Origin of the sequence: Nostoc sp. UHCC 0251 (assembly GCF_034932245.1) — a bacterium.
Taxonomy (GTDB): domain Bacteria; phylum Cyanobacteriota; class Cyanobacteriia; order Cyanobacteriales; family Nostocaceae; genus Nostoc.
Genome location: NZ_JAYGHD010000300.1, coordinates 1 through 12,624, shown reverse-complemented (window position 1 = coordinate 12,624; position 12,624 = coordinate 1). Strand labels below are relative to the sequence as shown.

Here is a 12,624-nt window from a genome sequence, read left to right as displayed (position 1 = left end):
GTTGTGCTGATAGTGGTTTATCTAAATTGATGGCTAAAGTTGCCATATCAATTAATAAAGCTACATTTTTTATAAACAAATGCCATGAATGACGAATTTTACAATAGAGGATTAGAAAAGGCTAGGCGAAAAGACTACGCTGGAGCAATTCAGGAATTTAACCAGGCTTTACAACTGACACCTTACTTTCCCGAAGCCTACTTACAACGGGGTTTGGCACATTATGACACAGGAGAAATCCTTAAGGCTGTTTCAGATTATACAGAAGCCCTGAAGATTAATCCTGAGAGTGTAGAGGCATATTATTGTCGTGGATTAGCAAGGGTGGTGCTGAAAAATTTACCTGGGGCGCTAGACGATGTTGAACGCGCTATTCGTCTTAATCTCAATTATGCTCCTGCTTATAATCTGCGGGGGATAGTACGGCGTAAACAGGGTAGCATTCAAGACGCGATCGCTAACTTTAAAAAAGCTGCACAATTATATCTAGAACAACAGGATAAAGATAATTGTCGTCTGTGTCTGGAACAAATTAAACAGTTACAACCGCAAGAAAAAGCTGTTATACAGCAATCACATTCTCCAAATGCGCCCATTTTATCCACAAATGAATATTTCACGCAATTATTAGAAAAGGCTGAAAAGGGAGATACGCAAGAGGCACTCGCCGATTTAAACTGGATATTAAAAGCTGACCCACAAGATGCCCAAGCTTACTGTTGTCGTGGGGTTGTGCGTTGCAAAATGGGTAATTATCGAGAAGCGATCGCAGATTTTAATCAAGCATTGCGACTAAATTTTCAAGATGCCATTGTTTATCGCAACCGAGGTAAAGCACGTTCTGTATTAGGCGATCATCAAGGTGCGATCGCAGACTTTAACCAAGCACTTCAGATGCAACCCAAAGATCCCTTAGTCTATATTGCCAGAGGCAATGCCTATCGGGCAATGGCTAACTATCTCGGTGCAATCCAAGATTATACCCAAGCGCTGCAAATAAACCCTGATGATGCTCAAGCTTACTACAATCGCGGCATTGCCTATACTTGCATAGAAGAAATGCAAAATGCTCTGGAAGATTATCAACGGGCGGCGAGTATTTTTTGTGAACAAGAAGACTGGGCAAATTATCAACAAGTCTTAAGTAGCCTAGAAAAAATCCAAAAATTTAGTCCAGAGTCAAAAAAGCAAAAATATAACCTGCTACGTCAGCGACTTTTGCGAATGGTTGGGGGATATTGGGAAATTGCCGAACGATTAATTCAGCAGAAGCAAGATTATTATCCTGGGATGTCAGACGAGTGGTATTTGCAAAAAGTGATTGATGACTTAGAACGCGATCGCAATAGATAAAATATAAATGCCACTATATATATGTAAATTCACCCGTATAATTGTACGGGTGAAAATGTCAGCAATTTCTTATTATTTTATAACTAAACTAAAAGCATATTATATTAACATGGTTTCAAAGTTTAGTTAGAAGTGCGATTTTGACGGCGACGACGTAATCCAAACATACTAACTGCTCCTAGAGCGAACATTGATAGAGTAACAGATGGTTCAGGAACTGTAGCGCCAATTAACCCTCTAACATTTGCCTCGCCGATATCAAGAACGACGACAACATCATTAAAGTCACGGTCAGAACCTTCGTTTAACTTACCAGTTGCAGAATCTATCCCTGAAGCGCGTAAATCACCGTATAAATCCTCGAACGCCAGTAAGATGTAATTATTATAAGCATAAGCAACAGTGTGCTGTAGTTTGTCAGGATTTGAGGCAGTTTTAGTACCAAAGATATTGGCATCGTTGCCACGGTTCAAACCATCTGATCTCAGCCAGAAGTCGAGTTGAGTACCTGCGGTAATATTACCAAGTTTGACGCCATCCCCTAGTTTTAGTGCATTACCGCCCCAGTCGCCAACACATCCAGTTCCTTGACAAGAAATATCATTAAAAATCAGCCCAGACTTGTTAGTAGTTCCTACGGCATCGAAAGCTAACTGATTTCTATAACCAGCGCCCTCATTGATAAAGTAAACAGAAACATCGTAGTCGTATTTTAGGTTTAATTGAGTGGGATCTAATTTAAATTGTCCGCTGTTTGGAAGGATAACACTTTCAGCTTGGACAAATTCCTGAAAAGGAGTGTCGTTAAAACCTGTTTGAGACTTGTTATATACCGTTGGTTGAGTCCAGGAACTATCCCAATTAAAGTCAGCAGCAGATGCAGCTTCTACTTGGGAGAATAATCCGGTTAAGGTAGCGCTAGCAGCAAGTAAGGCAGTAAATAAAACAGGTTTCATATCAAGAGTCATTAAATAGGCAAAACAATGTAGACAGTAATCTTTTGAAAAACTGCCTGTGTCGTTCCTTAATTTCTAACAGCTATGCTTTACGAAAGTCAATGTTTATTGGAGCTTTTATTTATATATTTAAATAGCTTTTTATTTAATGTATTTATACTGATAAATCACATTAATTTATAACTTTATTCGCTGTTATTAGCATTTAGAGTTTAAACTTAAATATAAGGAAACCTTTATGATAAATTTATACTTTTCCTTAAAATAAGATGTGTAATTTTGATATTTAAAAGCCAAAACCTTAACCTATATAGGTTGTATTGGGATACGTAGATACTTAATGATTTTAGGCAAAGTAACCCATTACGCACAGTAGTTTTGATAAAGAAGCTGAAACAAAGCATTGTCTTATCTACGCATTACCTAATTTTATAAACCCTCTGGGTTAATCCTCCAATTCTGCAACCTTTGCTCTAGCTGTTGGGCGCATTGTCATTCTTGCTGCACTAATTCTTGTAGTCTAGGTAGAAATTAGCATAAAAAATTAGGGGTATTATGAGTACCCCTAACTTTATAGCCCTACCTCTTCTGTAATTCTCAAATCATACGCCGCAATTATAGACTTACAGAAGAAAATAGAGTCTTACCATTACCTATTAACCGTTACAACACCTAACTGACAACTGCTTCAGCTTTTTCTTCAACTTTTTCCTTCACTAGGACATATGGCTTTTCTGCACCTTGTGCGAGATATTCAGCTAGCTGACTTTCAATTTGATCGCGCACAATTTGGCGATACTCTAGAAAATGCTCGTTGTGGGCACAAGCGGCGAGGTAATGCTCAAAAACTCCAGGGTTACGCTTGAGAATACTAAACAAATGGTGCCAGAACTTCCAACGAGTTTCTCGTTTGATTCCTTGTCGCCAAATCACAATCAGCAACGCTTTCACAACCAACCACTCTGGCATTTTCGCTGGCGCTTTCCAACTCGGCAAACCCATCATCAAGAAACAACGGTAGGTGCGATCCAAGTACTGTACTGGGTCGTATAAAGTACAAAATGCTTCAATATATTCTCTGGCGAGTTCTTCCAGGGGACGGGTGGGCAGAAAGTTCATCAATGTTGTCTGGTTGATGTTGCCATCTTGATTTTCCCGCAGTCTTCCTTCTTTTTTCAGACGATGCCAAAGCGCGGTGTTAGGTAACGCTTGCAACATGGCAAAGGTAGTAGATGGAATAGCTGCTTGTTCTGCAAAGCGAACAATGCGATCGCCTGCACCCGCTTTTTCGCCATCAAACCCGATAATAAACCCAGCCATTGGGCGCAATCCGGCTTTGATGATGGTTTCCACTGCCTCAGTTAGAGAACTGCGAGTATTTTGAAACTTCTTGGTCATTTGCAAACTATCCTCATCCGGCGTTTCGATTCCCAAAAACACCGCCGAGAAACCACACTCAACCATCAACTCCAACATTTCTGCGTCTTGGGCTAAGTCAATTGAAGCTTCAGTGTCAAATCGGAAGGGATATTTATGTTCTGCCATCCAGACTTTTAACTCTTTCAGCAACAATTTCACATTTCGCTTGTTGCCAATAAAGTTGTCATCCACCATGAACACACCCCGCCGCCAACCCAATTCATAGAGGTAATCTAACTCTGCTAACAGTTGTGCTGGGGCTTTAGTGCGCGGTTTGCGCCCGTAGAGAACAATAATGTCACAAAATTCGCACTGGAAAGGACACCCGCGCGAAAACTGCACCGACATCATGTCATAGGCATCCAATTCTAATAAATCAAAGCGGGGTATTGGTGTGCTTGTCACATCAGGTTTTTCTGTGGCGCGGAAAGTGCCAGATGTGTCTCCCCTTTTTATTGCCTCAATAAACATGGGCAACGTGATTTCCCCTTCATCCAGAATTAGAAAATCTGCACCAACATTTTCAACTTCGTGAGGTACAGAGGTGGGGTAGGGACCGCCGACTGCGACTAACTTGCCACGTTTTTTAGCTTCCTGGATTTGGTCAAGTAAATCTTGTTTCTGGACAATCATGGCGGAGAAGATGACTACATCTGCCCATGCCCATTCTTCTTCTGTTGCTGGGCGGATGTTGCGATCAACCAGTTTAAATTCCCATTCTTGGGGCAGAATCGCGGCTACTGTTACTAAACCCAGAGGTGGTAATAAAACCTTGCGATCAACTAACTCCAAGATTTTTTCATAAGACCAAAAGGTTTTGGGAAATATTGGATACACTAACAAGATTCGCATGTAGTATCAATCCTCACACTTTGATTGTTATCCCACTCTAACGAAAATAAAGAGTTATTGACTTTTTATTAAAGTTGTTTTATTTTACCATTGATATTTTTCCTTCAAATGGGCCTGACTTTTCACGGCATCTGGAAAACCTCTCTCTAAATCTCTCTCCTAAAAGGAGAGAGACTTTGAATTTCCCCCTTCCCGATGCGGGAAGGGGGTTAGGTTTTTCGTGGACTTTTCCACATAACGTGAAAAGTCAGCAAATGGGCAACTAGGGACTGGTATTCTGGTCGCTTGTGTCGGCTTATCTTTGCAAGAAATGACTGCCATCATTAGCAAAGAATAGATATCATGCACGTTTAACGTTACTAATTTTTAAAACATCGCTCATGGTTGCACAATAATTTGACAAGCCAAAGCTATCGGGGTTGACAAATTTTTCATAGGTGAAATGCCGATAGTTCATGCAAAATCTATCCCAAGCAGCCATCCGAATGCGGAACAGAACAATAATCAAATTAGCCAATGCTATAGATATGGGAATACGAAAATAAATCTTTTTGCCCAAATAAGCACAAACTTGTTTCACTGCTTGATTAGCAGTTAACGGTGCTTGGCCTAAAACAAGCCGACGTGGTTGATTGTTTTCGATAGGATGATCAATTAAATATCGCACTACAGTAGCAATATCTCGTGCGTGGATAAAGTGAAAACTGCCATCTGCTTCCAAAAAGCGAATCACATTAATATATTTCGTCACTTCTGGAATACCAAATGTGACAGCAGAATAGGGTTTATTCGCATCACCGCCCAATACTACAGTCGGAAAAACTGTGGTAATTTTGGGTGTGATCGCTAATTTTTCTTTTTTCTCTAAGCAGTCATATTTGGAACGGATGTAATCTGTCCCAATTTCCCCGGCTTCTTTTAATGGTTGATTATACCGATTCAAAACGCTAGCTGTCGAAAAATAAATCACCTGCTGGCAACGTTCTGGATCTAGCAGTTCCATCAACTCTATAGTCTTGACGACATTAATATCAAATGTCTCCTCACCTCCCCAAGCTGTGGCTGTGAGTACTGCTGTATCAATTGTGGATAGCAAATCGGCAAACTGCCGAATATTTTGCATATCGCCTTGTAGAACGTTGATACCTGAACGTGCCTTGGTATCAAGTTGCAGTTTGCTTGGGTTCCTAACTAGTAGATACAGTTCATGATCTGTTTCTTTAATTAAGGCTTCTGTTAAATAATGACCTACACAACCACTTGCACCAGTCACTAAAATCCGTTTCTGGCTCATAAAAAATTTATTAAAAGTAAGGAGTTAACAGTGAAGAGTTAAAAATGAAGTTAAAAGTTCCGAATCACGAGTTAAAAATAAGTTTGCACCTGACAACTGATCACTCGGTAAATTTTAGATTTTTAATTTTGGATTGAAGAAAAAATCTAAAATCTAAAATCTAAAATCTAAAATTGAATGACTCCTAACCCTTAACTCCTGCAAGATTTAATTCCTTTGCTGTTTCAAAGAAGAAAGCGACATTTTCTTCTGGAGTTTCTGGTAAGACACCGTGACCGAGATTAAGAATGTGACCCCAATTACCAGCTTTACGAACGGTATCAAGAATGCGATCGCGGATAAACTGTTTAGAGCCGAATAGCACGCCTGGGTCAAGATTTCCTTGAACTTTCATTTGCTTACCTAATCTGGCTCGTGCGTCTGCCATATCCACTGCCCAGTCTACACTGACTATATCAGCGCCTGATTGTCCCATTCTTTCCAACACACCCGCACTACCGCTAACTAGCAAAATCAAAGGTGTATCGGGATGGGTTTGCTTGACTTGCTGGAAAACTCGCTTCTGATAGGGGAGAGCAAAGGTGTCATAATCTTGAGGACTCAGTTGACCCGCCCAAGAATCGAACATTTGCACAACTTGAGCGCCACAGTCAATTTGATAACGGGCATAGATTGCGATCGCATCTGCTAATTTAGTTAACAATTGATGCAGTATCGTCGGATCTGAAAATGCCATGTTTTTGATAATGGAATAGGTTTTAGAACCTTTTCCCTCAACTGCGTAAGCTGCTAACGTCCACGGCGCACCCACGAAGCCCAACACCGTTGATTGATTGCCCACTTCAGAGCGCAACGCCTGCAAAATTGTCTTAATAAATGGTAGAGCTGCTTCTGGTTCTAAGGGATGCAGACGATCAATTTGTTCTTGAGTCCGCAGGGGCGAGTGAATGATTGGCCCTTTACCTTCGGCAATATCCATGTCAATACCCAAACCAGGTAATGGGGTGACAATATCAGAAAATAAAATTACTCCATCTGGTTGGAAGGCTCTCCACGGTTGCAAGGAAACTTCAATTGCTACTTCTGGAATTTCCGAGCGATCGCGAAACGAAGGATACTTATCTCTTAAGTCTCGATATGCTTTCATATATCGTCCCGCTTGTCGCATCATCCATACAGGGGGACGATCTACTACTTCACCACGAGCAGCCCGTAAGAGATGAGGAGTCGTTGAAGAAACACCCATTTATTACTTCATCCTAAAAGAGTCACTTTTTTATGCCACTGTTTAGCTTATCATTCTGGGATTACGCTTTATTAGCAAGTTGTCAGCAAAAGCCCTAGTCCCTTTACACCAAAGGGAAATCGAGTCGGAAATGGGATAAAACAAGAATTAACAAAGAAAGTGGAATATAAAAGAATTTCGTCACTCTTTTGTGTTGTCTCCACTCTCTACTCCCCTAACTTGATATGCAAACTGACTCTAACAGTCCAGATGGTGTTGCATCTGCTAATAGCGAGCCTAATCCAGGAAAGTATTTGATTCCGCGATCGCAGCGACAGAGGTTCTTTATTCAGTTTACCTTAATGACCCTGATTGGATGGGTTGTGGGTGGCGTTGCCAGTATCGCCTTAGAGAAAATTATTCTCCAAAGCTTACTTAGTGCTGGAATCCAACCAGAAACATGGAGTATTTTGGTCAGAAGTCTCAGTAACGTTGTATTTGCCTTGATTTTCGCTGCCGACCAGAGCCTTGTCCTTTACCAATATTTACCGGGTTGGCAGTGGCTATTTGCTACTAGTGTCGGTTGGCTAATTGCCAATGGTGTTTCTACAGCCTGGATTAACTATATTTCAACTATTGCCTCATCGTTAAATGAAATTTTATCTCCTGAACAAACTTTTATTTTTGGATTTCTGTCTGCGATCGCATATATGATTTCTGGTATTTGGCTGGGACTTTGCCAATGGATGGTACTGAGGCGATATACAACAGGCATTTGGTGGTGGAATTTTTTACCCTCAATCTCTTTCTTATTAATTACTATTTTGGTTTGGTTGCTTTTTCTTGTGCAAAATTTGATTCCAGAAACCTACCGTGTCTCCATATTATATTGGAGTGGACAAGGACTTACAGCACTAATACTAGGAGCCATACCAGCAATTGGCTTGTGTACCTTGAAAAGAAATTCACCAGCCCCGTTGGGGCGGGGGTAGGGTATTGGGTGTTGGGTGTAGGGGAAAAAATAGCCCCAACAACTATTGGGTCAGAAGCCCCGCCTTCTTCAAGGCGCTTGCATTGGGCGAGGTTAGAAGCCTCGTCCAATGCCGTACTCCCTACACCCAACACCCTGTCCCCTACACCCTTCTTTTCACCTCGCCGGAGTGGAATTTCTAGTTGATCATAATTAAGCATCGGGTTTGAAACTTAGTTTTTGCAAGGCTAAGTAAAAACCTTAGTTAAGATTTTAGATTTCATCTAGATTGTAGGGAATCCCAAATTGAATCGAGGTTTGCTTGAGCTTGTTTAAGTGCTGTTTCTGGAGATGCCCCTAGCATAGTGGCTTCGATGGCTCGACCTAAACTGTCAGACAAGCGACTATAGCCAGGAATAATTGGTCGATAACCTGCTACAGATATTTGGTCTATAAAGGCTTTTAAGATAGGTTTTTGCTGAAGAAATTCTTGATAAACCTGACTTTGGGCAGATTTAATATTAACTGGTAAAAAACCCGTCCCCATACTCCATTCTGTTTGGAATTCTTCACTTAAAACATACTCGAAAAATTTGCGTGCAGCTTGCTCTCTTTCTGGTGTAGTTTTCATCAAATACATATTTCCAGTGGCTGTCACTGTAGCAGGTTTCACACTTACAGGTATGGGGAATACTTTAAAGTCAACATTGGACTTCAATATATAACTCCAAGGGCCTGTAATTTGCATGGCAACGCGACCTGAAATAAAAGCATCTTCTTCATAACCACGCTCTGGGGAAGAAAGGGTTGCTGAACCATCTTTTAATATATCTTGCCAAAATTGTAAAGCTGCGATCGCTCCTGCATTCGTCAAATTCGGACGGTTATTTGTGACAATCTCTCCCCCAGCACTCAATAAAAAAGGAAACCAACTAAAGACAGTCCATTCTTCTTTTCCTAAAGGCAGCAACATTCCGTACTGTTCAGGTTTATTATCACCATTTCGGTCTATGGTCAATTTTTTGGCAACTTCCCTTAACTCTTCCCAAGTTTTAGGAATTTGCGTAATCCCCGCAGCTTGAAAAAGTTTAGGTCGGTAAAAAATACCTAAATTGCTCGTGGAGAGTGGGATTGACCAAAGATGACCGTCTAATTTTAGTTCCTCTAATAGGTTGGGGCTAATTTCTGACTTCAATGACAATTTGTCCAGCCATTCTTCTAAAGGACGAATTGCCCCTAGTTCCATAAATTGACCTGTCAATTGAGGATCGAATGAGAGGATATCTGGAGGTGCATTCCCCACAACAGCTGTTAATATTTTTGGCAACTGGGGTTGACCTACGAAGATAGATTCAACTTTAATATCATTATGAGTCTGATTAAATTTATTTACTAGTTTGTTAAATACATCCCGATTAGCAGGGGGATTGATTGATTGCCATAGACTCAAATGAATTACTCTGTCATTCTTATAAACTGTCCCTTGACAACCATATAAGAATATGAAAAATATACTAAGAATAATCCTTATCACCGAAAGCCACCAAGTAGAATTGTTTAACTGGCGGAAAAAATTCGGAATTTGGGATGGGAACATAGAAACTTTCATACCAAATGTGTGCTTGATTATTAAGCTAAACGTAGAGACTCCACCCAGACGTACACTACGGTCAAAATTACCTCCACAAAAAATATACAAGATTTTATTGACTCAGTTTTTTGCCATGCCATCTTACAAAAAAACTTTGTATTATCTAGGCTTCTTCTATGCCAAGCCTCGTAACTTGGCGAAGGTATTGTTTTCAATAATTTTCTTTCTCCCCCAGCCTCAAGAGTTTTTTTCCTTAATTATTAAAAATACTAACTCGGCAGTCTGGGCTTGCCAGTTAAAATCTAGAGTCTTTACAAGTCAGTTCATGCATCGAATCAGATTGCTATAAATTCATATTTATCATGTATAATTTCCCAAATGTACAGATAAAATACTAACTGGATAAATCTATCATGGCAAGTCATTATGTCACTAGCAGTTTTTTGCAAGTGCAAAATTCAAAATTGTATGCGGTTTTTGGCTGGAGTCAACGTCCAAAACAGATGATTTCTTCAAAACTGTGGCTGACGATATTGGAAATATTTGTTCATGAACATGATATAGAAAAAGCTCATAACATATATTGCAGCAAACAGGGTGCTCCAATTGATGAAAAACTTTATTTGAAAATCCAAAACTATTATGATTCATTAAAACATTCTGATAATTTTGTTGTATCACTTTTAGATAAACAAATTAATTTATATGATAGTGGTTTTAAGGGTATAGTTGATCTAGATCCTGTAATTGATCTAGGTGTAGTCAGCCGAGAAACTTATCAAGTTCTTCCCCTGTTATTCTACAAACAGCAACTTGAAGAAGATTTAGATACTGTTGATAGCCTAAAATCATTTACTCAAGTAGTTGAACTGATGAATGATATCGGTCTTTTATCCCCAGCTATAGGTGCAATTGATTGGGGTAGCTTTAATAGAAAAAATCCTATTTGTCATGCTTGTGGATTTACACGGGGTACTCCCATAGACAGATATTATCTGAGTAAGTTTGTTGAAGAAATTAAAGACCAAGTGGTTGGTAATGTCCTAGAAATTGGTTCAGTACCTAAAGATCGAGAGTTTTATAACTTTTCCGACCGTCCAGGATATCGTGTACTCAATTTAGAAGCAAGTCCAGGGGTTGACATTGTTGGAGACGCTCACGATCAATCACTAATTGAGCCGGAATCTTATGATTCAATTATTATATTCAATGTTTTAGAACATTGTTATGCACCTTGGCAGGTAGCCCAAAACATACATAGTTGGCTAAAAGTTGGTGGTAAGTGTTTCTGTTTAGTGCCTAATGCCCAACGACTTCATGATCGTCCGGCAGATTATTGGAGACCTCTACCTGATGGACTTTCTTTGTTATTTAAAAATTTTGCCAGACACAAATTATATGTTTACGGTAATACCAAGTCTGTAGTTGCTATTTTTCATGGAATTACTGTCGAGGAAATTACAAAAGAGGATCTAGATGCTTTTCATCCAGATTACCCAGTAATATCTTGTATAGTGGCTGAAAAATAAACCCTTCATCAGTGTTTTATTTCTTTTGGGTGGAGCCATAGCGAAACCCAATAATTGCTTTGTTTATGTGAAACAAATGATATTTATAAAAATACATCAACGGTGAAAATGTCCCAGAAATTATTATTTATGTCTACCCCAATGGGCCCGCTAGGTTCAGGATTGGGAGGCGGAGTAGAATTAACCCTATCTAATATTGCTACAGAGATGCTGCGGCGAGGACATAAATTAGAAATTGTTGCACCACAAGAGTCTACCAGCAATAGCTTAACTATTAAAGAAATTACCGGTGAACTAATACAGATACCAGCGCAAAATCAGAATCGTAGCGATCCAATTTTGCTGCATAAAAATTCTGTTTTAGCGAATATGTGGGATTATGCTCGTCAAGTCCAAGCCGATTATGATTTGATTGTGAATTTTGCTTATGATTGGTTGCCATTGTATTTAACACCATTTTTTCAGATTCCGATCGCACATCTGATCAGCATGGGTTCTTTGACAGATGCAATGGATCACATTATTGAACAAGTAGCAATCAATTTTCCTGATACTATCGGTGTTCACAGTCAAACACAGGCAGCAACTTTCACATTTGCAAAACGGTGTATTTGTCTGTTAAATGGTTTGGATTTATCTATTTATCAGTTTTGCCAAAAACCAACTCAGAGTTTGGCGTGGGTAGGTAGGATAGCTCCTGAAAAAGGACTAGAAGATGCAGTAGCAGCAGCAGGAATCACTGGTATTACACTAAAAATATTCGGGTTCAAACAGGATATATCTTACTGGGAAAAGATTTGTCAAGAATATCCTAATGCTCCCATCGAATATGTAGGATTTTTACCAACGGTTGAGCTACAAAAAGAGTTAGGTCAATGTCGAGCACTTTTAGTAACTCCTCGTTGGGTAGAAGCATTTGGAAATGTAGCAATAGAGGCGCTTGCTTGTGGAGTACCTTTAATTGCTTATCGTCGGGGTGGTTTAACAGAAATTGTCCAAGAAGGGAAAACTGGTTTTTTGGTGGAACCTGATAGCGTTCAAGGTTTAGTAGAAGCGATTAAGCATTTGGATGAAATTGACCGCCAAACTTGTCGCCAGCAAGCAGAAACTCTATACTCTTTAGAAGCTATGGGCGATCGCGTAGAAGAATGGTTTCAAAAAATTCTCATTGAAGAAGGCAGGAGGCAGAGGGCAGAAGACAGAAGGTTCAATGTTTTGTAGGGGATTCAAACCCCTCCTAAATTGGGGCCACAAAACAAGAAAATTGGGTGGGGGTCTTAAACCCTTACGGACTCCGGTCGTACCAGATAGCGTTGGCGTAGCCTCTCGTAGAGAAGCGTTAGCGAGTCTTGTCTACGACACGCTCCGCGAACGAGCGTCGGGCAGGAATCAGAATTCCCTTCTGCCTTGTCTACGACACGCTGCGCGATCTGCC

9 protein-coding genes are annotated in these 12,624 nt (G+C 40.1%); 4 read left to right on the top strand and 5 right to left on the bottom strand.

Going from position 1 to position 12,624, the window contains the following annotated elements; genetic code table 11:
• Window positions 1–84: 84 nt before the first annotated feature.
• Window positions 85–1,353, top strand: coding sequence for a tetratricopeptide repeat protein (locus tag VB740_RS22475; protein WP_323202123.1), 1,269 nt, complete (start codon window positions 85–87; stop codon window positions 1,351–1,353).
• 122 nt (window positions 1,354–1,475) lie between these two features.
• Here the strand turns inward: VB740_RS22475 and VB740_RS22470 are convergent, their stop codons facing one another.
• The 4 genes from VB740_RS22470 to hemE all read right to left on the bottom strand — a co-directional run bounded on the left by VB740_RS22470 (window position 1,476) and on the right by hemE (window position 7,120).
• A complete protein-coding gene (locus VB740_RS22470) occupies window positions 1,476–2,309 on the bottom strand; it encodes a DUF4114 domain-containing protein (protein ID WP_323202122.1) in 834 nt (277 codons plus the stop codon).
• A gap of 672 nt (window positions 2,310–2,981) precedes the next feature.
• Complete coding sequence (locus tag VB740_RS22465; protein WP_323202121.1) at window positions 2,982–4,580, bottom strand: B12-binding domain-containing radical SAM protein; 1,599 nt, start codon at window positions 4,578–4,580, stop codon at window positions 2,982–2,984.
• Between the two features lie 340 nt (window positions 4,581–4,920).
• Window positions 4,921–5,874, bottom strand: a complete 954-nt coding sequence (locus VB740_RS22460) for an NAD(P)-dependent oxidoreductase (RefSeq protein WP_323202120.1) — start codon at window positions 5,872–5,874, stop codon at window positions 4,921–4,923.
• A gap of 184 nt (window positions 5,875–6,058) precedes the next feature.
• A complete protein-coding gene (gene hemE, locus VB740_RS22455) occupies window positions 6,059–7,120 on the bottom strand; it encodes a uroporphyrinogen decarboxylase (protein WP_323202119.1) in 1,062 nt (353 codons plus the stop codon).
• Window positions 7,121–7,344: 224 nt separating this feature from the next.
• Here hemE and VB740_RS22450 point away from each other — a divergent pair, with 224 nt between their 5' ends.
• Window positions 7,345–8,091, top strand: a complete 747-nt coding sequence (locus VB740_RS22450; protein WP_323202118.1) for a hypothetical protein — start codon at window positions 7,345–7,347, stop codon at window positions 8,089–8,091.
• A 258-nt stretch (window positions 8,092–8,349) separates the two neighbouring features.
• On the opposite strand, the gene VB740_RS22445 is transcribed toward VB740_RS22450, so the two are convergent.
• A complete protein-coding gene (locus VB740_RS22445; protein WP_323202117.1) occupies window positions 8,350–9,666 on the bottom strand; it encodes an ABC transporter substrate-binding protein in 1,317 nt (438 codons plus the stop codon).
• Window positions 9,667–10,073: 407 nt separating this feature from the next.
• Between VB740_RS22445 and VB740_RS22440 the strand changes: the two genes are divergently transcribed.
• Window positions 10,074–11,189, top strand: a complete 1,116-nt coding sequence (locus tag VB740_RS22440; RefSeq protein WP_323202116.1) for a class I SAM-dependent methyltransferase — start codon at window positions 10,074–10,076, stop codon at window positions 11,187–11,189.
• Between the two features lie 129 nt (window positions 11,190–11,318).
• Window positions 11,319–12,410, top strand: coding sequence for a glycosyltransferase family 4 protein (locus VB740_RS22435; RefSeq protein WP_416290413.1), 1,092 nt, complete (start codon window positions 11,319–11,321; stop codon window positions 12,408–12,410).
• The last annotated feature ends 214 nt before the right edge of the window (window positions 12,411–12,624 follow it).